This window comes from Methylobacterium pseudosasicola, from assembly GCF_900114535.1.
Classification (GTDB): Bacteria; Pseudomonadota; Alphaproteobacteria; order Rhizobiales; family Beijerinckiaceae; genus Methylobacterium; species Methylobacterium pseudosasicola.
Map to the genome: position 1 here is coordinate 1 of NZ_FOTK01000058.1, position 23,973 is coordinate 23,973.

Consider the following 23,973-nt stretch of genomic DNA (forward strand, 5'->3'; position numbering starts at 1 on the left):
GCGACACGGTCGTCATGGACAATCTGCCGGCCCACAAGGTCAGCGGCGTCCGCGAGCGGATCGAGGCGGTGGGAGCCCGGCTGCTCTACCTCCCGGCCTACTCGCCCGACTTCAACCCGATCGAGATGGCCTTCGCGAAGCTGAAGGCGCTGCTGCGCAGTGCAGCGGCGCGAACTATCCCAGACCTCTGGGATGCCATACGGCGCAGCCTAACCTGCTTCGCGCCAGCTGAATGTCGAGCCTACCTTGCCGCTGCAGGATACGACGCAACCTGATCGGATGCCGCTCTAAAGGCATGGCGATCCTTCCTCGTAAGCCCAGCTAGTGAATCACACGCGAGCCCGACCGCCTAATTCCAACGATTCAAGCCGCGCGAGCACGGATGTACTCGAATTCCGTAAATCGAAAAGGCCCTAGAAAGTCAGTCTGCAACTCTAGTGAGACGGACATTCTCAAAATCCACTCCCTGCCCTCTGCGAAATATTTTAAACTCAACGCCAATTATTTTTTCCTCAACGTAAAACTCGAAAATACCATCTTCGGGCCAAGGGCGCCGGGAAATTATAATCGTCTCCGTCGCAGAAGAAGACACCTCTAGTTCCGCGGAAGGAAAATATAGCCCTACTCCATCAGGGTCAAAATACTGTAAGCGCCACCGCCCACTTCTTAGATCACAGTATGGACCGAACACCGCAAGTTCCAGGAAACCGCTGCATTTCTTTTCAGGAAACCGAGCAATTAGCACGCCAGCGGCATTTATCAAAGGAAAGGCTTGACTGTCGTTATAGTAGAAATCAGAAGCGTCAAACACCTTGCATTCAACCCCTACTATCTGAAGGCAAACCTCTCGAATCAAGGTCACGCGAGTGTCCGCTGCGGTTAGATCTCGCTTGGTATAAGTCATGGGCCACTCATCAGCAATTGACCAAACTCTAGTATGTAATCGCTTGCCTTTGCCCGAACCAGCCAAGTGATAAAAGAAAGCGTAACGCCAATCGGTTGGTTGAACCGACGTATTCGGTATAAAATTGAAGTCCTGAGACAGGGCGTAAAGTGGAATGTTTGCCGACTTGCGTTTGATATTTAAGAAGCCTTGTTCAAACTGAGGGTGCCCAAAGACGACGTCTGTTCCTAAGGACTCGAGTAGAGCCACGTGCTGCTGACTTATGACCAAAACTCCGCTATTGAAATACTCGTGTTCTTGAATGGGATCAGTGAGTTCATATAGTACATTCAGCTCGGAACACCAGTCCTTGCGAGGGAAAAATAGCCCCTCCGGATATGCGCCTAACATATTGTCTGGCACGACATCAAAGATATTCGGTGCTTGCGGGCGTATCACGACATCCGCATCTAAGAGTAACAGCCTGTCATAAGTGTGCAGCAACTCAGCCGCTACGCTCTTCAAGCGATGAACCGGAAGGCTCGAATTTTCACCCACAACAAAAAAGTCAGCCTCGATACTTGCAGCGTATTGCTTGGTGAACGTGTGCGTCAAATCAAACTCGCGCTGTGCTCGCTCACCTCGAACTGTAACTGCAACTGCATAACGACGGCGCATCGTGAAAGACGACCGAGTATTACAGCAAAGCAGTTTTTTCATTTGGCGCAAAACTAAAAATTGATTTCCCGCGTATACGGTTTCGAAAAGGCACATCATCGGGGCGTACCGAGTTCGGCGATAATCATGAAGTAAAACTATGCCATTTTCAGACAAAATTTGAAACGCTACTAGAGCGCACTCGACGCGGCGACGGCCGTCAACGAGGACAACGTCAAACGTGAGACCTAGCGTTTTCGGGTAAGAGGAATAAGAAGGAAAGGTATCGGCTTGGCAATATGACGGACCCTGAAGGTCGAAGCAACGAAGATGTAGAAATTCGTATCTAGGCAACAACTCCGCAACCGTTTTCTGGTATATCAAATTGTGGTCGATCGTAAGCACGAATGGTGCTGGGCGTGTTTCAGCAATTTGACAAAGAAGCTTCGTTGTTTCTCCGCTTCCCCATTCTAAAAAGGTAGAAGCTGTCGCGGCGAAAGTTTGGATTAAATCGCAGAATTCTGTCGCATAGTCTGCGCCATAACGGTTTTTAGCGTCCTCATCAGCGCGAGCGTGACTCTTCATAATGCGCTCTCGTCCATTGCTTCCGGCGGACTAAGGCATCACGGAGCCCCGCCCTGAATACTGCTAGAATTATCTTGGAATTCTATCGGAACTGCGCGTTGTCGAATTTGGTATCTTCGGCCGGCGTGACATATAATGGGTGCGGGAAGCCTTTAGCGCCTCAATAGTTGGAGATAGCACTTACTTGCCCACCGCCGAGCTTCCCTTTAAGGAGTAGGGTGCAAAAACCTTCAAGCTGGCTGCCCGGACCAACTTCAGTAAATGTAGATCCCTGCAACCAATATACATCAAACTTATCAAACGGAATTTTATTAAATACGGATCGGTAATCGAGTCCGCGCTGTTTAAGATGCGGTATGTGCAGCTCTAAATGCATATTCCGACATGCTGAAAAAATCCACTCGGCACCAGTTATAAGCTCATACTCAAAACCCTCAATATCAACTTTAATAAAGTCAGCCTTCTGCCACATCGCAGTTTTTAAATCCGACAGAGGAAGTGGTGTATCGATATAATCAACCAATAGCCCATCTGAGCTGAGCTTTTCTTCGCTCACTTTGACGCTAATTGCCGTGGGATTGATCACGACATTCGTGATGCCATTGATTAGCATAAGGAGCTGTGCAATCTCCACATTGATAATGGACGGCTCGAAGGTATAGACCGCCTCAATCAGCCTTGGGAGTTTAGAATAAAATGCAGACCAGACACCGTGATGGCCGCCAAAGTCGTAAATCACTCGAGCGTCGCGGAGAAGGCCCAGTTTCTGCTCTGCTACGAAGTCATAATTTGATATGGGAACATTCTTGTACCAATCACATCCTTGTTGATTTAAAATCGGTATAAGGATTTCAAACCCCCCGACGTCGAGGCTAGTCACCTCCTCTAGGGTGATCAATGCGCCCATGCTCTGAGAGATCCCGTTAAGACGAAGCTTTACCCCCTCGGCGAGCCGAGTGACCAACTGCTTAGCCGAGAGATTCCATATCTGATCGAAACGAGGGAACGACGAAACAGTTTCATCGTATGGCTTTCCGTGCAACAGGTACGTCATACCCAAAGAGTGGACATACTGCTCGTAGACTTTATTCACATTTATCTCCGTCGTATTCCAGCTTTAAGTCAGCGTATGGGTGAGAATCAGATAGATATATTCCGGTAAGAAAGCCCTTTATAATCTACGATACAAGCAATAGCCAAAGACGTCGATTATACTTCCGTCGGAGCAATGTACAACTACCTCGACATTGGACAACGGAGTCTCGGTAAAAAACATCTCCGATACTACAGGTGTAGTTTCGGATGTGATACTAAAGTTGAGAATACTGTTTGTTCCAAAGTCGGAAGTGATCTTTATGGAACAATTTTCATCTTGCAGATGGAGTTTCTCTAAATAAAGTTCAAGTTTATACATCCCAGATGGAATTTCAATATATGGGCCATAAACGACGACCCCTTCGCTGCCAGTAGATCTAATGCGGTCGCCAAGTTTTGTGCCGGCCTGCGTCGGCAACGTTGCTATCGGCGGCTTGGCGAATTCAATCCAATTCCGAGCCAGGCTCAATCGAACCTGCCTCATTATGTAATGGGAGATATGTCTATAATCGGAGTTCTTCCTCCATTGCTCGGCTCGACGTGTTGTGCTTCTCACAGGCTCAGCGTTAGTTTCTATCTGTTGCAAGAGATCATTGATGCCGGATTGTAAAGAGTGCGGGTCTGTTCCCGGCAAGGTATGAGTCAGCGATGAAACGTCATCGAAAATAGACAAAGGGGTCACCGCGACAGGGCGACCCGCAGCTATACCGAAGCGAACTGCGCCACTCGCGGACTCGCCACTCTGCTGATAAGGGTAAACAATCAAATTTGCGAAGCTAAGTAGCTCAACGCTTCTTTCATCGCTTAGGAATTCGGTTACAAAGTCAACTTTGCCGGATATGCCCAAATCTTTAGCTAAATTACGCGCCGCCTGGATTTCTGAGGTTGAAATCCCAGCATCGTCACCGTAATTACTGCAAACTAGTATCAAATTGAAAGGTTGGTTCGCAGCTTCAGCTATAGCGGCGGCCTCTATCAGTTCTCGGAATCCCTTGTTAGGGAGAAAAAATCCGTAGGCGGCGACAGATCTAGAATGTGCTGGCGGTAGACGATCTAGCAACTCGAACGAGTTCATACCATGTGGCAACAATGAGACGTTTTTAGACACACCGATCCGCTTTAGGCGGTCAATATCGTTCTTTGAGTGCACAAAGATCTTATCGGCAAGAACAAGCGCTTTTGATAAGGCTCCTAGTCTGTTCGTATTACCGGATGCCTTTGGATCCACTGTCGAATGGAAAGTGACGAACGTGGGTATCTGTTCAGCAAATAGAGCGTGAATTAGCGACGCCAAGCTCGGGAACTTAAATAATCCATAATTCACTTGAATCATTAATGCATCGAGTTTTTTCTGCTTAATAATTCGGAGTATACCCGATAGATCGGCATTATCGTCGATGTTCCACCCGCGATTAAGAGTCCGAGTTAATTCGGAGAGTTCTCGCGGCTGGTTGAAGGGTGCAATTGGAACGACGTGACGGTCGCAATGTGTTGTAATATGTTCGGAGTACGTCGCTATGCCGCACTTGCTATTCCAAGTTGATACCCAACCCAGCTTGAAATCTGCTTCGGTGGCCCAATTTGTGTCTGTTTCTATTTCGTTTTTAGTAACTATACGTGACAATATTCCCTTTTCCTCTCGGCTAAGTTTCGCCGGTACTTTCTCAAAGAGGGATCTTCTCGCATCTAATGTCCGGACTTGGTAAGGACGTGATCCGTTTACGATTGAATGGATGGCCCTAAGAGCGACCGAGGCGCTCTGATCCCAAGTAAATTTGGCCACTTGAGCCGATCCATGTGCTATCAGCTTTTCTGCCTCCAGTTCGCTCCCCAGTACTCTTGTTATGGTATCTGCGATATCTCTGGCGCATCGCGGGTCGAACAGAGCGTTTGGATTATCTACAACTTCTGGCAGACAGGTCGTATTGGAGGCAATAACCGGGGCGTGGCAAGCCATTGCTTCCAAGATTGGGAGCCCTAATCCTTCCGCCAATGACACGAATGCAAATAAAGAACATCGAGAGTACAACTCGATGAGTAAATGCTCTGAAATATGCCCTGTAAATACGATTTGGTCTGACTTTAGGCCGAGCTCGGTGGCATATAAACGCAGATTTTTGTATATCTCTGGCCATCCATTCCCGATGAAAACTAGCTTATACTCTTCCCTAATCTTTGAGGAAAGCAAGCTATAAGCTTCGATCAGCTTGCGCTGATTTTTTCTCTCGTCGTAGCTCGCCGTGTACAATATAAACTTATGTAATCCGTATTTTGTTGCAAAAAATCGGTATTCAACTGTCTCGGATTCGATATGTCGAAACTTACTATCGACACCGCCGCGCACGTTTACGATGCTCCCCCGGTAGTCGGGGAAGAATTCATAAAATTCGGTCTTCGAATACTCGGAAATCGCCAGGAGCAACTCAGCCTTTCTAAGATAGTTGACCTTTTCGATATAATGTTGGCGCGCTGTATTGTTCTGTAAATATGACTGGGGGAACTTGGCTGGGATTAAGTCATAGAGCGTAACCGCTGTAGGGTACCCTGCCTCTAGCCGGCCCACTGAGGTTACGACGTTGTCGCTTAGTCCCTCAATCAAACTGGTTATATGTAAAACGTCAGGATTAAGATCACATATAAACTTCTCTCTGAGTAATTCTGCACTCACGGTGCGGTTGTGGTTGTTATCGTTGTAGGAACTATTATCAAAGGTTCCAAATTGATATATCTTATCCACTGGGAGGTGCGGAAGAAGTTCAGATTTAATCTCCTCTATCAATCCCGTAATGTTATTATTTAATATTACATTATATTCGATGTCTGGCGACTGCTGTATCATCGCCTTCAAGAGATCCATTGAGTATCTTCCGATGCCGCCTAAGCGACTCCCGGACTGGCAGCTTTGTAGATCTACGACAATTTTCATTTTGTGTTACGCTGGTTCGATTGAGTTGGTTAGCGTTGGGAAAGAAATGCGTCGGCCGAAGCGGTTTTCGCTTGCGCGCGTGTTTTTATGTCAGGGTATGCAGCTCCATCATTGTCTATAATACTACTAATTTTGCGATGACCGCCTTCGAGACCCTCGTTCGATGACAGGCGGTCTAGTAATTCGAATTGGCTTTGGAGCCTATCTGATTCACTTTTGTGCTCCTCTAATGCGTCAATATTGCTATACGCAACCGTAACGGGCTTGAGCTTTTCGAAGGCAGAATCCAGGTTGACGTTCCTAATAGAAATATTCTTTATTGCCTGTCGCACCAGAGATCCGCTTACCTCCGCTTTAGATTGATCTGCCGCTATTTTTACAATTTCAGCCAACGATTTTGGATCGCTTCTTGTACGGGTTGCGTACTCTATTAATTCATCTTGGCCAAGTTTTCTACTTGCAACATGCTCGAAGATGGCTCTGACTAAGTATTCTGAGATTCCTTGGTCTAAATGGGGTTGTGATTGAATCCACGATTCGCGCGTTGGAAATCGACCTTCGTATACGCCATGTAAAATATAATGTTTTTTGGGATCGATGCCTTCTTTTTCGACATCGATATAGTGCGATTTGTACCATTCTGGATCAAAGCGGAAGCTTTGTTGCGGAAGGATTTGTTTGTTGCGGTCGCGATCTCCAAGCCTGAGTAGGTCTATGATTGTTTTGAACATCAACGATGCTTCCTGCTGCTCTTACTCGGATGAGATATATTTTGTGCAGGTACGTTCAAGTCGCCGCTATGTTGTAGAATTCGATGCGGATAGTTTTGAGGTTCAATTTAGATTTTTATAAAAAGTCATTTGATGCCCGTTTTTTTGCCGTTAGCGGCGTCCTGCGCAGACGCCCTTTTCAACTTTGGCGTGCGTAGACCGCCTTCTGGGGATTTTGCAAGCCCGAAGGCCGCTTCGGCCTGATTCCTCAATCCGATGGAATTGTGCTTGATGTTCCCCGGTAGCCTCGTCGACCGAGTTTGGAGCAAATCGGTCGGTGTCGTCTGGGCTTTCAGCTCGGTGCGTTGCGGTTGTGCGGTGCTAGATGTTTGGTCCCGGCATTTCGTATCGCCGGCCCACTGATGCCACACGGTGCCCCGTTATGGCGTCACGTAAGCGTTCCTCGATTCCCGCTCCGAGCGCTCGCGTTTTCCAAGTGTGCCGCCATCCGTGATTGGGATCGACACCGGGATTTAGGTTGACGGTCTCGCGTACCCATTCTTGGTAGTGACGGATCGTAAAAGCAGCATCACAGCGCGATTCCCTACCGTTTGGGCCCGGCTCTTGATCGTCGGCTGATGCTTACTCCTATGATCGGTTCGGTGCCCGTTCTGCCGTCTAGAGAATGTGGGATCAGCCTTCGTTCGGTCCGTCCTATCTTCGTGGTCTGGTCACAATCGGTCACACTAGCCCCAAAAAACGCTCCAAATTACGCTTCACCAGGATCGCCGACTATGGTAGCCTATGCTGGCCTAAGACGCTGTGAAGAAATGGTTTTTTGATTGTAGGTAGGTGGTGGGCTTATCGTCGGGGCAGCATGTAGGAGGCCATACTAGGCAATCGCGCTGCGCTACGATCAGTCCGAGAACGACGCCCCGATGGTGCTGGCCAAGGGGAAGGACCTACTCGCCCTGCGCATCCGCGAGATCGCCGAGAAGCACCGGATCGAGATCGTGGTCGACAAGACCCTGGCCCGGGCGATGTACGACAATGTCGAGATCAACCAGGCGATCCCGGCGGAATTCTACCGCGCGGTCGCCAACCTCCTCGTCTACGTGATGACGCGCAAGAAGCGCTGAGCGCGTCACACCAAACGCCGAGAGCCCCGCCCGATCGGAAGCGTGATCGGGCGGGGCTCCGGTGCTCCCAGGCGTCAGGCCTGGCCGCGCTTCGCCTCCCGGCGGAACCGGTGCAGCACGAACTCGGTGTAGCCGTTCGGCTGGGCCGCGCCCTCGAAGACCAGCGCCTCCGCGGCCCGGAAGGCCGGCCCGTCGAAATCCGGGCCCATCGGCCGGTAGGCCGGATCGCCGGCGTTCTGGCGATCGACGATGCCGGCCATCCGGCGCAGGGCCTCGGCGACCTGGGCGCGGTCGACGATCCCGTGGCGGAGCCAGTTGGCGATGTGCTGGCTGGAGATGCGCAGGGTGGCGCGGTCCTCCATCAGCCCGACATCGTGGATGTCGGGGACCTTCGAGCAGCCGACCCCCTGGTCGATCCAGCGGACCACGTAGCCGAGGATGCCCTGGCAGTTGTTGTCGAGTTCTTCCCGGACGGCCTCCGGCGCGAACGCCTCCGTGGCGAGCGGCAGCGTCAGCATGGCGGCCCGGGTCGCGGGCGCCCGGTCGCGGAGCTCCGCCTGGCGGGCGCGCACGTCGGTCTGGTGGTAGTGGAGCGCGTGGAGCGTCGCCGCGGTCGGGGACGGGACCCAGGCCGTGTTGGCGCCGGCCGCCGGGTGGTCGCCCTTGGCGGCGAGCATCGCCGCCATCCGGTCGGGGGCGGCCCACATGCCCTTGCCGATCTGCGCGTGGCCCGGGAGCCCGCAGGCCAGCCCGGCATCGACGTTGCCGTCCTCGTAGGCTCGGATCCAGGCGGTGGCCTTCATGGCATCCTTGCGGACCACCGGGCCGGCTTCCATCACCGTGTGGATCTCGTCGCCGGTCCGGTCGAGGAAGCCGGTGTTGATGAAGAACAGCCGGTCGGCGGCGGCGGCGATCGCGGCCCGGAGGTTCGCGCTGGTGCGCCGTTCCTCGTCCATCACACCGATCTTCAGGGTCCGCGGCGCCAGCCCGAGCAGCGCCTCGACCCGGCCGAACAGTTCTACCGCAAACGCCACCTCGTCGGGGCCGTGCAGCTTCGGCTTGACCATGTAGACCGAGCCGGCGCGGCTGTTGCGGAGCGGGCCGGTGCTCCTGAGATCGTGGAGCGCGATCAGCGCGGTCACCGCCGCGTCGAGCATTGTCTCGGGGATCTCGGCCCCGTCCAGCGTCACGGCGTCGGTATACATGTGGTGCCCGACATGGCGCACCAGCATCAGCGACCGGCCCGGCAGGGTCAGGTTGCTTCCGTCGGGGGCCGTGTAGGTCCGGTCCTCGGCGAGCCGCCGCTCGAGGGTGCGGCCGCCCTTGGGCAGGTGCGCGACGAGGTCGCCGCGCATCAGGCCGAGCCAGCTCCGGTAGACCGCGACCTTGTCGGCGGTGTCCACGGCGGCGACCGAATCCTCCATGTCCATGATGGTCGAGAGGGCGGATTCCAGCACCACGTCGGCGATGCCGGCCGGGTCGGTGCGGCCGATCGGGCTGGTCCGGTCGATCCGGATCTCGATATGCAGGCCGTGATGACGCAGCAGGAGGGTCTCGGGCGCCTGCGCGGCGCCGCAGAAACCCGCCAGCGCGGCGCCGTCCCGTAGGGCGGCGCTTCGGCCGCCGCCGAGATCGACAGCGAGGGCGCCCGCGGTCACGGCAAAGCCTGCGGCCTCGGCCCAGGTGCCCCCGGCCAGGGGCACGGCCGCGTCCAGGAACGCCTTGGTCCGGGCGACCACGGCGGCGCCGCGGGCCGGGTTGAAGCCCTGGCCGGGGGCGAGGTCACCGTCCTGCGGGATCGCGTCGGTGCCGTAGAGCGCGTCGTAGAGGCTGCCCCAGCGGGCGTTGGCGGCGTTGAGGGCGTAGCGCGCGTTCGAGATCGGCACCACGAGCTGCGGGCCGGCGATCTCGGCGATCTCGGCATCCACGTTCGCGGTGGTGACCCGCACCGAATCGGGCTCCGGCTGCAGGTAGCCGATCTCGGCCAGGAACGCCGCGTAGGCGGCCGGGTCGTGCGGCACGCCCCGGCGGTCGCGGTGCCAGGAATCGATATCGGCCTGGAGCCCGTCGCGCCGGTCGAGCAGGGCCCGGTTGCGCGGCGCGAGATCCCGGAGGATCGCCGCGAAGCCCGACCAGAAGTTTTCCGCGTCCACGCCCGTTCCGGGCAAAGCCTCCTCGGACAGGAAGCGGCGGAGGTCTTCGGCGACGACGAGGCCCGACATGGCGATCCCCTGGGCTGGCGCACGCTTTTGAGAAAAACTTGAGCGGCGCGTGAAGAATCTTTGATGACCCAGCGATAGAACCCTTGGCTCGCGCGAAAAAGGCGCCAAAAGGGATTTGATTCTTTCCGCGGCGTTAAGAATGCGGATCCATGCAAGACCACAGCGATCTGGAGATCTTCGCCCGGGTGGTCCGGGCCGGCAGCCTGACCCAGGCCGGGTCCGAGCTCGGCCTATCGGTGGCGGTGGTCTCGAAGCGGCTGAAGCGGCTGGAGGAGCGGCTGGCGGTGCGGCTGCTGCACCGGACCACAAGGCGGGTGGCGCCCACCGATGTCGGCCAGGAATTCTTCCAGCGGATCGCCCCGATCGTGGACGCCATCGCGGAGGCCGAGACCCTGGTGTCGCAGCGGGCCTCCCGGGCGCGCGGGACCCTGCGGGTGACGGCGCCCAGCTCGTTCGGCCGGCTGCACATCGTCCCGCACCTGAGCGCCTTCTTCGCGCTCCATCCCGACCTCGTCCTGAACCTGGAGCTCAGCGACGATTTTGAGCCGATCGTCGAGCGCGGCTACGATCTCGCGATCCGGGTCGGCACCCTGGAGAGTTCCGGGCTCACCGCCGTGCGCCTCGCCCCGGTGCGGCGGGTCCTCTGTGCGCGCCCGAGCTACCTTGATGCAGCGGGGCGCCCGGCGGGCCCCGACGATCTGCGCGGCCATGTCTGCCTCGCCACCGAGAACCAGAACCCCTGGCGGCTGGTCGGGCCGGATGGGCCCTGCACGGTCGGCGCCGCCGGGCCCCTGCGCACCCATTCCAACGAGGTGGTGCGCGAGGCGGTGATCGGCGGCCTCGGCATCGCCCTGCGCTCCACCTGGGACGTGCACGCGGAGCTGCGCAGCGGCCTGCTGGAGGTGGTGCTGCCCGCCTACACGGCGGCGGCCCCGGCGGGCATCTACGCGGTCTATCCGAGCCGCGCCTTCGTCCCGGCCAAGACCCGGGCCTTCATCGACTTTCTGAAGCGCTCCTACCGATCGAGCGCCGCCTGGCCGGAGCCGTGAGGCGCCCTGCCCGGCTCATCGGCGGGCGGCCGGATTCGTACGACGCCGGATGAGGCGCGGGTCCCCTCTCCCGTGCGGGAGAGGGACAGGGTGAGGGGTGCGACCTCTCCGGAAAGACCTGGCCCCTCACCCCAACCCTCTCCCGCACGGGAGAGGGGGCGCGTTCGGGCCTGCACACGCCGATGTTCGCACGCCTCATTGGCTTCAAGCGCTTGAAGGGACGCGCGTTTTCCTCTCCCCCTTGCGGGGAGGGGTCAGGGGTGGGGGTGGTGCCGGATCGGGCGCAGCAGTGCCTCCTGCACCACCCCCACCTCCAACTCCTCTCCGCAAGGGGGAGGAGCGCGCGTTCCGCCCGTCACGGACGACGTCCCCTGCCCTCACCCGGCCATCCGTAGCCGGCTCACTGCGCAAAATCCGGATCGGTGCGGGCCAGCATCCGCTTGAACGCCGCCCACTCGTTGTCGGGTGCGCCCTGGACGGCGATGCGATCGTAGCCGGCTGCGTATTGCCCGGCGGTCTTGGTCGCGATGGCGGCGGAGGGGCGGGTGATCGGCGCGCCGGCGGCCTGGATCGCCAGCTGCGCCCGGCACGAGCGCTCCAGGTTGTGCATCAGCTTGAACGCCTCGCCGACCGAGCGGCCGCAGGTCAGCAGGCCGTGGTTGCGCAGGACCATGACGGGCTTGTCGCCGAGATCGGCCACCAGCCGCGCCCGCTCGTCGAGGTCGAGGGCGATCCCCTCATAGGCGTGATAGGCGAGCCGGCCGGCGAACTGCATCGACCACTGGTTCAGGGCGAGCAGCCCCTCCTCCTGGCACGAGACCGCGACCCCCGCGACCGTGTGGGTGTGCAGCACGCAGATCGCGTCGTGGCGTGCGGCGTGGATGGCGCTGTGGATTGTGAAGCCGGCCGGGTTGATGCCGAGCCCCATCGGATCCTCGAGCACGCGCCCGTCGATATCGACGGTGACGAGGTTTTGCGGCGTCACCTCCTCGAAGCGCAGCCCGTAGGGATTGATCAGGAACCGGTGGCCCTCCCCCGGCAGCCGCGCCGAGATGTGGGTGTAGATGCTGTCGTCGAGCCCGAGCCGATGGATCAGCCGGTAGGCCGCCGCCAGATCGACGCGCATCGCCTGGATCGCGTCCAGGTCCGGGGCGGTGGAATGGGCGGCAGCTGCAATCATGAGACGGCTCCTGGCCGGGGGGCGGGATCGCCGACAGGGTGCACCAGAGGCCGGTGGCCGGCAATGCGTCGGCACCGATGGCCCCTGAGGCGGCTGCCATTTGGTCGATGGAGTCCGGGATTCACAAGGTCCGGGACCTTGTGCGGGTCCAGGGCGGAGCCCTGGTGTCTCGGGGCTCCGCCCCGAACCCCGCCAAAGGGCTTGCCCTTTGGGAACCCTTTTTCGGCCCGTTCCTTGACAATGTTCCTATTTTGTGCTCATGGTCTCTCGCCCGCCGCGACGCGTCGTGAGACGTCTCGGGGCGCCGGTCCGGTCAGCCGCCGGGTCGGCGGCGGTGGGCCGGTGCCTGCGTCTGCCGTCGGCTGCGGCAGGCCCGGGCGCGGGAACACGACACCCCCCGGCTCGGGCTGGGCGGCGGCCGGCGGAGGAAATGCCAAAGGCTGCTCAGAGGCCAGAGGGCGACCCTGTCCTGGGCGGTGCGGCGGTTCTGCGGCGCTCTCTACTACGAGGGGGCGTGCGACGAAGGCTCGCTCGGAAGCGCTGAGGGGCGATGAGCACCTCGGGACTGGAACTTAGCGCAGGCGGGTTCCCGCGTGACGGACACCGGACGAAAAGACGGATGCGGTGACCCGGCCGGCCTGTTGGCGGCGGGGCCTCCGATCCGCGGGACGCCGGGAAGCCGGCTCTTTGTGCAACGTTGCGTTCGGGCTTCGCGGCGTCCCGCGTCACCCCGGTTGCGACTGGGTTCTTGGGCCATGCCCTCGGCGGTTTTCCGCGCGGGGCCGATGAACTGTGTCGAACGCCGGTGAGACCCACGTCTCCCCGAACCAACCCCCTCATCCTGAGGTGCCGAAGCGGAGCGAAGGCCTCGAAGGAGCCCTTCAGCCAGCCGCGCGATCCCTGGAGGGCTCCTTCGAGGCCGCTGCGCGGCACCTCAGGATGAGGGGGATGGATGGGATGGGGGAGCCGAACCCCCGCTCAGAACGTCCCGGGATAGGCCCCGCCATCCATCAGCAGGTTCTGGCCGGTGATGAACCCGGCGTGCTGGCTGCACAGGAACGCGCAGGCGGCGCCGAACTCGTCCGGGCGGCCGAAGCGGCCTGCGGGGTTGTCGCGCGCTCGCGCTTCCAGGAAGGCCTCGACGCTGGTGCCGGCCTTGACGGCGCCGGCGGCGGCGTTGCTGCGGATCCGGTCGGTGTCGAACGGGCCGGGCAGGAGGTTGTTGAGCGTCACGTTGTGCCGCACCGTCTGGCGGGCGAGGCCGGCCACGAAGCCGGTCAGCCCCGAGCGGGCGCCGTTGGACAGGCCGAGATGCGCGATGGGCGCCTTCACGGCCCCGGAGGTGATGTTGACGATCCGGCCGAATTTTCGCGCGATCATGCCGTCGACCGTTGCCTTGATGAGGGCGATCGGCGCCAGCATGTTGGCGTCGAGCGCCCGGATCCAGGCGTCGCGGTCCCAGTCGCGAAAATCCCCCGGGGGCGGCCCGCCGGCATTGGTGACCAGGATGTCGGGCTCCGGGCAGGCGGTGAGCGCGGCGTCCCGGCCGGCCTCGGTGGCAATGTCGCCCACCACGACGGTCACCGCGGCGCCGGTCTCCCGGCGGATGGCCTCGGCGGTCGCCTCCAGGGTCTCGGCGGTCCGGGCCGTGATCGTCACCGCGACGCCCTCGCGGGCGAGCGCCAGGGCGCAGCCTCGGCCGAGACCCTTGCTGGCCGCGCATACGAGCGCCCGGCGCCCGCTCAAACCCAGATCCATGGATGCCTCCGAGAATTGACCCGCGCCGCAAGGGCGTCGGCGGGAGTGATAACGCGCCGGGCGTGCGGGCGGCACCCGGGCTCCGGCCCGCGAGATCCGCAACAACGGGCGGCTGATCTGTCGAATCATCCGGAAGAATTACTGAACCCGATGCGACGTGCGCGATTGACCAGTCATGGAGGTGACCATGACGACACTAAGAGCTCCTGTTGTCGGAGTCCTGCTCTATATCGTCTCGGCCGGACTGGCCGTCGCGCAGCCGGCCGTCACCGGAACCGGCGGCGATCCGCTCACCACCGAGAAGGCGCCGAACACCACGGCGCTCGGGCAGACCAAGCCGCCGAGCCGGGACGCCAGTCCCGCCGCGACCAAGCCGATCGAGCGCCGGACGCCGCGCCAGGCCGCGGACGCCGCGATCAGCACCCGGATCTGCATCGGCTGCCGGCCGGACCCCGGCACCACCGGCTCCCTGCCGGGCACCACCTCCTCGGCCGCCCCGGCCGTGGGCAAGAGCGACGTCAAGCTCGACGAGCTTCGGACCCTGGCCGCGCCCTCGCAGCAATCCGACCTCGACACCCTGCACTTGGCCTCCGCGCATCGCGAGCAGGCGCGTTCGGCGCAGGAGAAGACCGACGGCCTCTGGCAATCGTGGCTGGTCTCGGTCTGCGACGGCTGCGGCGATCAGAAGCCGGCCCGGGCCCTGCGCATCGAGGATTGGCCGGACCGGAAGGCCGCCGCCACGGGCCCGGCCGACCGCAGGGCGGCGCCAACCTGGGTGCGGACCGCCGACACCCATCCGCACCGGAGCCTCGCGGCCGATCTCTCGCCGGACAACATCACCGGGATCCGCCGCATGCCCTGAACGGGCCCGCGGCGGGATCACCAGGTGCGCAGGTCGCGGGGCGGCGTGGCGTCCGGCATCTCGTCCAGGGCCGGGGCGACGAACCCGGCCCAGAGCAGGGCGGCGACGCCGGTCAGGAGCGGCGCGGTGATGCTGAGAACGAGGCTGAGGGTCACGGCGGCCTGCGCGATCGACAGTTTCGAATTGCCCGAATGTCGTAATCATCGCCGGGAAGTGTTGGTTTGACATTAAGATAATCGGTCGTTTTGACAGTCTGTCCCGTCATCGCGGGGGCAGAAAAGCAATCCCGCGCATGATCGGGGCCGGCGGCGCGGCGCAGGCATGCGGCATCCCCGGTCCCCGCTGCGGCGGTCCGTGTCGTTGGACGGCGGAGATGGGGAAATCGAAGGCGCGTCGGCGGCGCAGGCTCTGCGAGCGCCCTGCCCGCTCGGGCCGTGGCGCCAGATTCCCGGAGCGGTTGAGCCGGGGGTACCGGCGAAGCGGGCGAGCAAAGCTCCCCCTCCCGCCTCGCCGGTACTGACCAGCGCGGGGGTTACGCAAGTCAGTAATCTTCGTCTAGCATCCGCGCTATGGACTCGCCAATCAGCGGTTTATACCGAGCGATATAACACAGTTCGCTATTGGCGGATTCCTGTACTGCGTTGAGATGGCTTCATGGCGACCCTTCTTGCGGATCCGTTCGGCCGTCAGCTGTTGAGCCTGCTCACCGCGGATTACGGCCTGCCCGGCGATCCGAGGCGGCGGGTCCTCCGGCACGAGCTGCAGCAGCTTCAGCTGCGCGCCGAGGCCCGGAACGCGTCGCGCTCGGTGCGGATGGCGATCCGCGCGGCGCTCTCGGCCCTCCGGGCGGAGTTCCCGGTCCCCTGCCCCTGCCCCGTCGTCCCGGCGCCGGTCGGGGCCGAGCGCCTCACCGGCGAAGGCGAGGCGCGGCCTGCCCTGTGAGGTGCGGGGTCGTCACGGCAATCGGCACTCTTCATCGGGCTGTTACAACCGGGATCTAGAGGCATGCTGGTGACATCATCTGGGGAGCAAAGGCAGATGCCGGCCCATTATTGTATTAACCCGCTCGATCCTTATGCCGAGCAGGAAGTGCTGGTCACTTACGACGATCAGCGGCCTTTCGTGGCGATCCGGTCGGCGATCGACGAGGACGGCTACGACATCCTGGCGGACCTGTCGGAGGAATGCGTCCGGAACCTGCAGCTCGAGATCGCCGTGTATCACGGCCATATCGAGCCCTATGCCTGGGCGCAGCACGCGGTCGACGTGGTGGCCGCTCCGGCGGCCTCGTGATCCCGGCGCGGCCGCGTCAGGGCCGGGTCGGCTCGGCGGCGAGCGTCCCGAACTCGCTGACCATGCATTCGTGCATGCGCCGCAGCCACATATGCGCCTCCGTGGCGCGGGCTTCCGCCCGGTCGGCGCGCTCGGCCGCCAAGCGGGTCTGCTCCTCGGCGCGTTCCGCGCGGGCGACCGCCTCGCGCATCGTCGCCTCGGCATGGCGGGCCCGGTCCTCGGCCGCCCGCGCCGCCGCGTCCGCGTCCCGCACGGCACGCTGCGCCTCCCGGACCGAGTCCCGCGCGCGCTTCTGCATCTCGCGGACCCGGGCCGCGACGCCCCGGACGGCCAGCAGGGAGGCCGACCAATCCTCGTCCTCCGCGGCCGCGGCGCTGTCGGTTCCGGAGAACAGCGCGACCACCCGGTCGACCGGCTCGCTCTCCGGGGGCAGCGCGTGCGCGCGGGCCGGGCTGCTGCTCATGCGGCGGCCTGATCGGTCAGGTCCGAGAACTCCGACATGATCGCATCCTGGACCCGCGCCAGCCATTCCTCGGCGTGCCGCGCGCGCTCCTCCGCGGCCCGGGCGCGGGCCTCGGCAGACTTCGCGCGCTCTTCGGCGGCCATGACCTGCGCCTCGGCGCGAACCTGCGCATCCCGCGCCTGAACTTCGGCGATCCGCGCGCGCTCGTTCGACGCGGTGATGTCGTCGCGGACCCGCTCCAGCACGTGCTCGATCCGCTCCTCGCGCTCCCGGGCCTGCGCCTCGATCTCGCGCGCCTGGCGGGCCGCCGCCTGCACCCGGTGGATCAGCGCATCCCAATCCTGCGGCATTGATTGCGGCGTCGGCGGCTGGGTCTGCTCGTTCAGCGAGGAGACGACCCGCAGGACGTTGCCGAGATTGGCCTCGGGGGCGGCATTCGGCTCGCGCTTCGATTTGTCGGCGGTGCGGAAGCGCGGATCGTTCAACAGCCGCTGCAGCTCGCTCACGGGGTGTCCTCTCCCTGTCGGTAGACCTTGGAGACGATTAAACTGATCGTAATGATTAACAAAGCGTTAAAAACAAGTCCACCAGGTGGGGGTTTGTTAACACAGGCTACACACGATGCTGGAATTCAGGCGTCCTGATCGGAGCGCGGCGGAGGCATCCGCGACACCGGAAGGCCCGACCTTCCTGCCAACCGCGGAACTGTATGCAGCGCTGCCGGCTTCCCTCAGACGGAATGACCCGGGAGGAACAGCCTGATGCGGAACGGTGCCCAGGATCACGGCCCGACCGCTGCCGGTTCGGATCAGGACTCGGCGCGCGGGTTCGCCGATACCTTGCGCGATCAGGCGCGGGGCTACGCGGCCAAGCGTCAGGCGGATGCGGCCCGCGTCGTCTCGGATGTCGGCGACGCGATCCGGGATACCGGCGCCGGCTTCGACGGGCTGCCGCAGCTGAAAGCCTTCTTCGATCAGGCCGCCCTCGGGGTCGACGGGCTGGCCGAGGATATCGGCCGCCGCTCCTTCGGTGAGATGTACGACGAGGTCCAGGCCGCGGCCCGGCGTCGTCCGGCTCTAACCGCGGCCGCCGCCATGCTGGCCGGCTTCGCGCTCTACCGGCTGATCAACGCACCCGGGATCCGGCCGGTCCCGCGCTCCCGGGCCCTGGTCCCGGTCGATGTCCTGCCGACGCCGGATATCTGAGCGCGGCCGCGACGCCGTCTCCCGCTGAACCGCCCCGCGTCGGCGACGCGCAAACCCGGAGGACAGGATGGCCGAACCCGGCATACGCAGCATCCCGACCCTGGTGGGCGATGCGGTGCGCGAATTGCGCGACCTCGTCGCCGACGAGCTGGCTCTGTTTCGCGCCGAGATGGCGCAGGGCGTCCACCGGATCTCGCTGGGCCTCGGCCTGCTGCTCGCGGCGGCGGTCCTGGCCATCGCCGGCCTGTTCACCCTGCTCCTGGCCCTGGTGAAGGGCATCGCGGTCCTAGTGCAGTCGGACGCCCTGGCGGCGCTGATCGTGGGCGGCACCTTCCTGCTGCTCGCGCTGGTGCTGGGGCTCTACGGGCGGAGCAGGGCGTCGCTGGCGGGCCTTGAGCCGACCCGGACGGGACGGCAGATCAGGCAGGACGCACGGGTTCTCACGCATCGTCCCGGACCCGATATCCGGGACGATGCGTGAGACCCAGGATCGTGCATCATTCCGAAGGCCGGAAACCGCCTTCCGCGGTGATGCTGTGACGGAACGTAGGACACCATGAGCAACGCAGCCGACGAACTCGAGCAGGATGTGGAGGCGAGCCGCGGGCGGCTGGATCGCACGCTGGGCGACCTGCAATCCCGTTTCCAGGGGCCCGGCATCCCCCGGGATCTCGCCGACCTCAAGCGGTCGGGACAGGCCGCCGGCGAGGTGGTCGAGCGCTTCGTCGCGGATGTGCGCGTGAACCCGGTGCCGGCCCTCCTGATCGCCGCCGGGCTCGGCCTGCTGGTCTACGACGTGGTCCGGTCGGTGCGCCGGCGTCCGGCCGCCTCTTATGCGGCAGCGGATCGGGACCTCGCGGAGAACCAGCCGGACCGGATGCAGGCGCGGCTCGACGAAGGCCTGGAGGAGAGTTTCCCCGGGAGCGATCCCGTCTCGGTGCGGATCACCAAGTAGCGCCCCTCGGCTCTTCAAGCCCGGGCGCCTTCGGCCGCCGCGGATACCGGTCGAGTATTGGTTCTCGATCCGAGAACGATGAGGTCTTTCGAAAAGGAGACTTTCAATCCGCGCCGGATCGTACGGTCATCGGGCGCGGCTTTCGCTCGATCAGGGAACACGACTGCCGCCGAACCGGTATCCACTTCGGTGGCACGCGTCTGGGAGGCGAAGGGGACCCCGCATGATCGAGATGGACCCCGGCGAGATGGACCCCGGGATGGACGCGGAGACGGATCCCAAGACGACCAAGATGCCCGAGGTCCTGCGTCTGGCGACGGCGCTGGCCGAGCAGATGCTGGCCGCGCAGATCATGGGTCGCGCGATCTCGCCGGAGCAATTCACCGCCCTGGTGAGCGCCGCCCGGCTGCTTCAGGACAACGACGTGCCCTGGCCGCCCCTCGTGCAGGAGGTCGTCCAGGAACTGGCCGAGCGCTTGGACGCCGCCGGACCCAAGCCCGACGGCGCGGCCTGACGCGCGCTGCGGATCGGTGTCGGAACACGCGTCGCGGCGGGACGCGAAGCCCTTGGCGGTCGCGTGACGCTCCCGTCCCGACCGCCCACCGAACCGGTGTTACAGATCGAGATCGACCCATGTGGTATCTCTACGGCTTCGTGCTGCTGGCCGGCGTCGCCAACGCCGTCCAGGCGGGGCAGAACGGGGCGCTCTCGAAGGGCCTGGCCGAATCGCTGACCGCCGGCCTCGTGGTGGCGGCCGGCACCGCCACCTGCATCCTCGTGGTCGGCCTCCTCTCCGGCAAGCTCGCCTGGCCGACCGCGACTCAGGCGCTGGCCGTACCGTGGTGGGGGTGGTTCGGCGGCATCCTGGGCGGCTGCATCATCCTGGCCCAGTTCATCGTGGCGCGTCAGATCGGGGCGGCACCGTTCCTCGGCCTCCTGGTCACCTCGGGCGTGGTTACCTCGATCGTGCTCGACCATTTCGGCTGGGTCGGCTTCGAGACCCATCCCGCCAGCCTGTGGCGGATCCTCGGCGGTGTCCTGATGGTCGCCGGCGTCGCCCTCGTCGCCGCCTTCTGACCGAGACGCGGCGCGACGGCCGGCACCGGCCGGAACACGCCCACCTGTGCGGGGTTGGCCAATACACGCACAAGGAGAACGCGATGCTGACGGGTGGTTTGCTGTGGCTGATCGGGGTGCCGATCCCCGTCCTCATCCTGATCTGGTTCTTCTTCCTGCGCGGCCGATAGCGCCGCCTCGATCGTCGCGACGGTCCGGCGCCGAGTCAGGATTTCAAAAGGGCGTCGATTGTTTGCGGGGGGCCGGGCAGAGACCTGCACATCTCAGGGGCTCCGCCCCTGAGGACCCCGCTCAAGGGCCACAGGCCCTTTGGAAACCCATGATGTTCGGTCGCGCCCTATCCGATCGCCGCCGGGTGGGGTTTCGGCTCGCCCTTGTAGTGGCGCGGGATCAGCGGGCAGCCATCGTGCACGCGGAAATGCGACAGCGATGAGCGGCGCACCGCGGTGTAACCGCCCTGGATCATCAACCGCCCGAAACAGGCCGGACAGCGCTTGAGGGCATCGCGATGGCGAGCCTGCGCCTCATCGACCGTCATGGCCACCCAGGCCCCCTCGACGGAGACTTCGCAGGTCGGGATTCCGGGTTTCTCCATCGCGCGACGATGCCGCCCGGCGGCGCTCCGCGCCAGCGCAGGCGCGCCACAGCAAGCCGCCGACCGACAGGATGTTGTGCCGCAAAGCGTCGCAGTATCCCCGTGTTCACGCGCCGCCGCGGAACTGGCCCACCCGGTCTCGGTGCCATCCGGCGCAAGTCGTCCGCCGGATGACGCGTCGCGGTCTCCCCTTCAGGAGGTCGATTTATTCTGTCCAGCTTGTGTCTTGATACACAGCAACACGCGACGGATATGGTTGCGCAGCTTGTCTTTACTGTCTGAAGCCGCTTCGGTTCTCTTGGCAGAATCCGGTTTATCACACGTCGACATGGCAAGTGCCCCAAGCAAGGAGCGCCACCTCAGCGGGCCTTTGGGCCTTGGTTCGGAAGGCGATCGCCAAAAGCTTTAATGGATCGTCTCGCCAAAATCTCGACATAATTGCAACTCGGCCGGCGAATTCAGGTTTGAGATATTTTAAGGTTTATCGTTGTTTTTGAATGCTGCTGTGCCGTTACGCACTACGTAGCCGAATGCATGGGCTCTCCCCGGAGGGCTTCGATCAGGGGGGACGTTCTAAGTGGCTGAACGCTTCTACTTCGACATCGAGAACGGCAAGGAGTCGATCCGTGACGAGGAGGGCGTCGAGGCCGACGGCTTGGAGGAGGCCTTGACCGAGGCCCGGAGCGTGATCCGCGAGCTGGCCGATGAATTGGCCGCCGCCGATCCCGATGAGGCCTGGACGATCGTCGTGCGAGACGCGTCCGGATTGTCGGTCGGGCGCCTGCCGATCAAGAAATAGGATCCGCGCCCCCCATCCGCCGGATCGAGAAGCCCGCCTCGGCCGATAGGCCGTCCGCGGCCGGGGGCGCGTCAAAAATGCCCGGCCCGGCGGCGGATCTTGGCCGCAGGTTCGGGGACTGATGGAGCATGTGGTATCTCTATGGACTCACAATTCTCGCCGGGCTCGCGAACGCGGTCCAGCCCGGCCAGAACGCGACGCTGTCGAAATCCCTCGGATTGCCGATCACCGCCGCGTTGCTGACGCTGCTGATCAGCACGGCCGCCCTCCTCGTCGGCGGACTGGCGATCGGCAAGCTCGAGATGCCGAGCGGGCAACAGCTGGTGCAGGTGCCCTGGTGGGCCTGGCTCGGCGGGTTCCTCAGCGTCCTGCTGATCCTCGCCCAGCTCTACGCGTCGCCCTCCATCGGTGCCGCGTCGTTCCTCGGCATCATCGTGACGGTAGGCGTGGCCGCCTCGATCGTGCTCGACAATTACGGATGGGTCGGCTTCGCCGTGCACCCGGCGAGCCTGTGGCGGATCCTCGGCGCCGTCCTGATGACCGTGGGCGTGGCGATGGTGGCCCTGTTCTGATCGGCGGCGGCTTTCAAGCCGGGTCGCTCTCGGCGACGGCCTCGGCCGCGTACCGGGCACGTCCGGGGCCGTCCCCCGCCGTGCCGGTGCGGGCGCACCACGTCGCGAAGGCTTCGGGCTCGATCGGCACGCGCACGACTGCGACGCCGCTGCGCTGCACCTCGCGCTCCATCTGCTCGGTGGCGATCCGCCAGGTCTCGTAATGCGGGGGCAGCTTCGCCCCGTCGGCGAGGCCGGCTCGGAGCGCCTCGTAATGCTCCGGGGCGTACCAGGGCAGGCCCACGCGGCGCGGACGGGTCATCGGAGATTCGCACCGGTGAGGGAGGGCGGGCTCGGCACCGATCGCCCCTCGACCGGTCTCGCCGGCATCAACGGCGGAGCCCGGCACTTGGTTCTGATTCGGAAACGACGCCCGCTTGCGCCGGATCGGTGCGCACGTCGTCGGCGGGCGCTCCAGCTCACGGACGCGGCCCGGGGCTTCGCATCGGCCGCGAAGCGCCGGTCGGTGCTCAGCGACGGCGCGGAGCCATGGTGTGGAAGCGCACCTGCGGGGAAAACAGCTCCCCCTATGCACGAACCGGCCGCATCCGGGCGGTTGTCGGCCGTATCGGTCGCCCCTAAGTCAGCCGCGCGGGATCGCGATGGCGTCGCGGCCCTGCCGCCCTTCCCAAGGGTGTCTCCTCCCAAGACTTCGGGCCGCCCCCTCGGGGGTGGCCTTTTTTGTCTTCGCGGTCGGATCGACGGGCCCCTACTCGGTGGCCTCGGCGGTATGGGCGATGGTGCCGCTGCGCCCGAAGGACTCGTCGGCGGCCTGCCTCAGCTCTCTGCGGGCGACGACGTCCGCCAGAGCCAACAGGCCGCCCATCAGCGCCAGGACCAGGGCAACACGACGAAGGAGCGGTCGAGTGGACATGAGCGGCATCCAGGGACGCCGACGTGTCTAGCAGAGGCTCCGGCGGGCGGCTGCCGCTCCCGGGTCACAGTGGGTACGGAATGCGAACGCCGGCTGCGCGAAGAGTGCGGATACGTGCGCTCCCAGCAGGCGTCAGAGGCGATCCGACCGGGGTGGCGGGGCGTCATCGTCCTCATCGTCGTTGTCATCCGGTGGGGGCGGTCCCCGGCGACGGGGCGGCGGCATGCCGTCGTCATCGGCCTCGGGCGGCGGCGGGCGGAGCCGATTCGGTGGCGGCGGCCGATCGAGATCTGCGCCGGGGGGTGGAGGCGGTCGCCGCTCGTCATAGGGCTGGGCGCCCGCGCCGGCGGTCGCGAGGACCAGCAGGGCGGCGCCGGTGAGGAATGCGCGCATGGAGCCTCCATCGAGCTGCCCAACGGGGCATGGCTTCCCGTGAACGCATGGTGGGTCGCGGGGTTACATCCGCGTTCGGAAGCGGGGGGGCGGCGCTGTCGCCCTTCGGCCACAGGTGCGCCTCGATCGCGGCCCCCCGCGCAACCGATGTTCGGCCGCGGCGTTGTCGCGCTCGGCTCAGTATTGCCCGAATGATGCTTGGCGGACCGAAGATATTTACCGATGGTTTACTATGCTGCGCCGCGTCATGGCCGGGCGGTGTGTCCGTAAAACTACAGCTTTTCTGGCGACGGATTGGTAGTCATGGCGTCAGATGTCACGCCCTGGATTTCCCCACATGACCAAGCTCCTCGCCTCCCTGGCCGCGTTTACCGCCCTCACCGGCGCAGCTGCCGCCGCCGACCTGCCGCGCCGCGCCGCCCCGCCGCCCGTGTTCACCCCCGTGCCGGTGTTCACCTGGACCGGCGCCTACTTCGGTATCAACGCCGGCTACGCCTTCGACGCCAGCAGCCGCTCGAACAACTCGACCTTCGGCGTGCCCTTCCCCTACGCCGCCCCCGGCACCACCGCCACCTTCAGCAACCGCAGCCAGGATGGCTTTTCCGGCGGCGCCCAGGTCGGCTACAACGTCCAGTTCACCCC

Annotated in this window: 27 protein-coding genes and 1 pseudogene; 14 read left to right on the forward strand and 14 right to left on the reverse strand. The window is 62.9% G+C overall.

The window, feature by feature from the left end; all coding sequences use genetic code 11:
- Nucleotides 1–275: transposase (locus BM228_RS29880; protein WP_208612129.1), on the forward strand; the 275-nt coding region annotated here is incomplete at its 5' end.
- A 146-nt stretch (nucleotides 276–421) separates the two neighbouring features.
- On the opposite strand, the gene BM228_RS34215 is transcribed toward BM228_RS29880, so the two are convergent.
- The 4 genes from BM228_RS34215 to BM228_RS34220 form a co-directional block, all read right to left on the reverse strand.
- Nucleotides 422–2,125, reverse strand: coding sequence for a glycosyltransferase (locus BM228_RS34215; RefSeq protein ID WP_139234265.1), 1,704 nt, complete (start codon nucleotides 2,123–2,125; stop codon nucleotides 422–424).
- A 160-nt stretch (nucleotides 2,126–2,285) separates the two neighbouring features.
- Entirely contained in the window at nucleotides 2,286–3,218 is a 933-nt protein-coding gene (locus BM228_RS29885) for an FkbM family methyltransferase (RefSeq protein ID WP_092046391.1), read from the reverse strand.
- A 78-nt stretch (nucleotides 3,219–3,296) separates the two neighbouring features.
- On the reverse strand, nucleotides 3,297–6,077 hold the full coding sequence (locus BM228_RS29890) for a glycosyltransferase (protein WP_167367869.1): 2,781 nt from the start codon (nucleotides 6,075–6,077) through the stop codon (nucleotides 3,297–3,299).
- Between the two features lie 98 nt (nucleotides 6,078–6,175).
- On the reverse strand, nucleotides 6,176–6,877 hold the full coding sequence (locus BM228_RS34220) for a hypothetical protein (RefSeq protein ID WP_139234266.1): 702 nt from the start codon (nucleotides 6,875–6,877) through the stop codon (nucleotides 6,176–6,178).
- An 884-nt stretch (nucleotides 6,878–7,761) separates the two neighbouring features.
- Between BM228_RS34220 and BM228_RS29895 the strand changes: the two genes are divergently transcribed.
- Nucleotides 7,762–7,995 (forward strand): EscU/YscU/HrcU family type III secretion system export apparatus switch protein, encoded by a 234-nt coding sequence (locus BM228_RS29895; protein WP_280142366.1) that lies wholly within the window; start codon nucleotides 7,762–7,764, stop codon nucleotides 7,993–7,995.
- 74 nt (nucleotides 7,996–8,069) lie between these two features.
- On the opposite strand, the gene BM228_RS29900 is transcribed toward BM228_RS29895, so the two are convergent.
- Nucleotides 8,070–10,217 (reverse strand): malate synthase G, encoded by a 2,148-nt coding sequence (locus BM228_RS29900; protein WP_092046392.1) that lies wholly within the window; start codon nucleotides 10,215–10,217, stop codon nucleotides 8,070–8,072.
- A gap of 149 nt (nucleotides 10,218–10,366) precedes the next feature.
- On the opposite strand from BM228_RS29900, the gene BM228_RS29905 reads away from it, so the two are divergent.
- On the forward strand, nucleotides 10,367–11,266 hold the full coding sequence (locus tag BM228_RS29905; protein WP_092046394.1) for a LysR family transcriptional regulator: 900 nt from the start codon (nucleotides 10,367–10,369) through the stop codon (nucleotides 11,264–11,266).
- A 400-nt stretch (nucleotides 11,267–11,666) separates the two neighbouring features.
- Here BM228_RS29905 and BM228_RS29915 read toward each other — a convergent pair whose 3' ends face one another.
- Nucleotides 11,667–12,446 (reverse strand): class II aldolase/adducin family protein, encoded by a 780-nt coding sequence (locus BM228_RS29915; RefSeq protein WP_092046395.1) that lies wholly within the window; start codon nucleotides 12,444–12,446, stop codon nucleotides 11,667–11,669.
- Nucleotides 12,447–13,424: 978 nt separating this feature from the next.
- Complete coding sequence (locus BM228_RS29920) at nucleotides 13,425–14,204, reverse strand: SDR family oxidoreductase (RefSeq protein ID WP_092046397.1); 780 nt, start codon at nucleotides 14,202–14,204, stop codon at nucleotides 13,425–13,427.
- Between the two features lie 187 nt (nucleotides 14,205–14,391).
- Here BM228_RS29920 and BM228_RS29925 point away from each other — a divergent pair, with 187 nt between their 5' ends.
- The gene (locus BM228_RS29925) at nucleotides 14,392–15,066 is read left to right on the forward strand and encodes a hypothetical protein (RefSeq protein WP_092046421.1); all 675 of its coding nucleotides are present in this window, start codon (nucleotides 14,392–14,394) and stop codon (nucleotides 15,064–15,066) included.
- Nucleotides 15,067–15,083: 17 nt separating this feature from the next.
- Here BM228_RS29925 and BM228_RS34945 read toward each other — a convergent pair whose 3' ends face one another.
- On the reverse strand, nucleotides 15,084–15,221 hold the full coding sequence (locus BM228_RS34945; protein WP_167367870.1) for a hypothetical protein: 138 nt from the start codon (nucleotides 15,219–15,221) through the stop codon (nucleotides 15,084–15,086).
- A 499-nt stretch (nucleotides 15,222–15,720) separates the two neighbouring features.
- Between BM228_RS34945 and BM228_RS29930 the strand changes: the two genes are divergently transcribed.
- Both BM228_RS29930 and BM228_RS29935 read left to right on the forward strand, forming a co-directional pair.
- On the forward strand, nucleotides 15,721–16,008 hold the full coding sequence (locus BM228_RS29930; RefSeq protein WP_092046398.1) for a hypothetical protein: 288 nt from the start codon (nucleotides 15,721–15,723) through the stop codon (nucleotides 16,006–16,008).
- Between the two features lie 96 nt (nucleotides 16,009–16,104).
- Complete coding sequence (locus BM228_RS29935) at nucleotides 16,105–16,359, forward strand: hypothetical protein (protein WP_208612130.1); 255 nt, start codon at nucleotides 16,105–16,107, stop codon at nucleotides 16,357–16,359.
- Nucleotides 16,360–16,375: 16 nt separating this feature from the next.
- On the opposite strand, the gene BM228_RS29940 is transcribed toward BM228_RS29935, so the two are convergent.
- Both BM228_RS29940 and BM228_RS29945 read right to left on the reverse strand, forming a co-directional pair.
- On the reverse strand, nucleotides 16,376–16,822 hold the full coding sequence (locus BM228_RS29940; RefSeq protein WP_092046400.1) for a hypothetical protein: 447 nt from the start codon (nucleotides 16,820–16,822) through the stop codon (nucleotides 16,376–16,378).
- On the reverse strand, nucleotides 16,819–17,328 hold the full coding sequence (locus BM228_RS29945) for a hypothetical protein (protein ID WP_092046402.1): 510 nt from the start codon (nucleotides 17,326–17,328) through the stop codon (nucleotides 16,819–16,821). The genes BM228_RS29940 and BM228_RS29945 overlap by 4 nt, the downstream gene beginning before the upstream one ends.
- A 255-nt stretch (nucleotides 17,329–17,583) precedes the next feature.
- On the opposite strand from BM228_RS29945, the gene BM228_RS29950 reads away from it, so the two are divergent.
- From BM228_RS29950 to BM228_RS29970, 5 genes are all read left to right on the forward strand, one after another.
- A complete protein-coding gene (locus BM228_RS29950; RefSeq protein ID WP_092046403.1) occupies nucleotides 17,584–18,027 on the forward strand; it encodes a hypothetical protein in 444 nt (147 codons plus the stop codon).
- A 67-nt stretch (nucleotides 18,028–18,094) separates the two neighbouring features.
- Entirely contained in the window at nucleotides 18,095–18,508 is a 414-nt protein-coding gene (locus tag BM228_RS29955; RefSeq protein WP_092046405.1) for a phage holin family protein, read from the forward strand.
- Nucleotides 18,509–18,583: 75 nt separating this feature from the next.
- Nucleotides 18,584–18,982 (forward strand): hypothetical protein, encoded by a 399-nt coding sequence (locus BM228_RS29960; protein ID WP_092046407.1) that lies wholly within the window; start codon nucleotides 18,584–18,586, stop codon nucleotides 18,980–18,982.
- A 223-nt stretch (nucleotides 18,983–19,205) separates the two neighbouring features.
- Complete coding sequence (locus BM228_RS29965; RefSeq protein ID WP_244537389.1) at nucleotides 19,206–19,496, forward strand: hypothetical protein; 291 nt, start codon at nucleotides 19,206–19,208, stop codon at nucleotides 19,494–19,496.
- 119 nt (nucleotides 19,497–19,615) lie between these two features.
- Entirely contained in the window at nucleotides 19,616–20,059 is a 444-nt protein-coding gene (locus BM228_RS29970; protein WP_092046409.1) for a DMT family transporter, read from the forward strand.
- Between the two features lie 337 nt (nucleotides 20,060–20,396).
- Here the strand turns inward: BM228_RS29970 and BM228_RS29975 are convergent, their stop codons facing one another.
- Nucleotides 20,397–20,603, reverse strand: coding sequence for a hypothetical protein (locus BM228_RS29975; protein ID WP_425285022.1), 207 nt, complete (start codon nucleotides 20,601–20,603; stop codon nucleotides 20,397–20,399).
- A 628-nt stretch (nucleotides 20,604–21,231) separates the two neighbouring features.
- On the opposite strand from BM228_RS29975, the gene BM228_RS29980 reads away from it, so the two are divergent.
- Both BM228_RS29980 and BM228_RS29985 read left to right on the forward strand, forming a co-directional pair.
- Nucleotides 21,232–21,453, forward strand: a complete 222-nt coding sequence (locus BM228_RS29980; protein ID WP_092046413.1) for a DUF6894 family protein — start codon at nucleotides 21,232–21,234, stop codon at nucleotides 21,451–21,453.
- Between the two features lie 128 nt (nucleotides 21,454–21,581).
- Nucleotides 21,582–22,025, forward strand: coding sequence for a DMT family transporter (locus BM228_RS29985; RefSeq protein WP_092046415.1), 444 nt, complete (start codon nucleotides 21,582–21,584; stop codon nucleotides 22,023–22,025).
- A gap of 13 nt (nucleotides 22,026–22,038) precedes the next feature.
- On the opposite strand, the gene BM228_RS29990 is transcribed toward BM228_RS29985, so the two are convergent.
- The 3 genes from BM228_RS29990 to BM228_RS34955 all read right to left on the reverse strand — a co-directional run bounded on the left by BM228_RS29990 (nucleotide 22,039) and on the right by BM228_RS34955 (nucleotide 23,331).
- On the reverse strand, nucleotides 22,039–22,326 hold the full coding sequence (locus tag BM228_RS29990) for a hypothetical protein (RefSeq protein WP_092046416.1): 288 nt from the start codon (nucleotides 22,324–22,326) through the stop codon (nucleotides 22,039–22,041).
- A gap of 447 nt (nucleotides 22,327–22,773) precedes the next feature.
- Entirely contained in the window at nucleotides 22,774–22,938 is a 165-nt protein-coding gene (locus BM228_RS34950; protein WP_167367871.1) for a hypothetical protein, read from the reverse strand.
- Between the two features lie 132 nt (nucleotides 22,939–23,070).
- Nucleotides 23,071–23,331: a hypothetical protein gene (locus BM228_RS34955; protein ID WP_092046418.1), complete on the reverse strand. Its 261-nt coding sequence runs from the start codon at nucleotides 23,329–23,331 to the stop codon at nucleotides 23,071–23,073.
- A gap of 337 nt (nucleotides 23,332–23,668) precedes the next feature.
- On the opposite strand from BM228_RS34955, the pseudogene BM228_RS30000 reads away from it, so the two are divergent.
- Nucleotides 23,669–23,973, forward strand: a pseudogene (locus tag BM228_RS30000) (porin family protein); the annotation flags it as partial.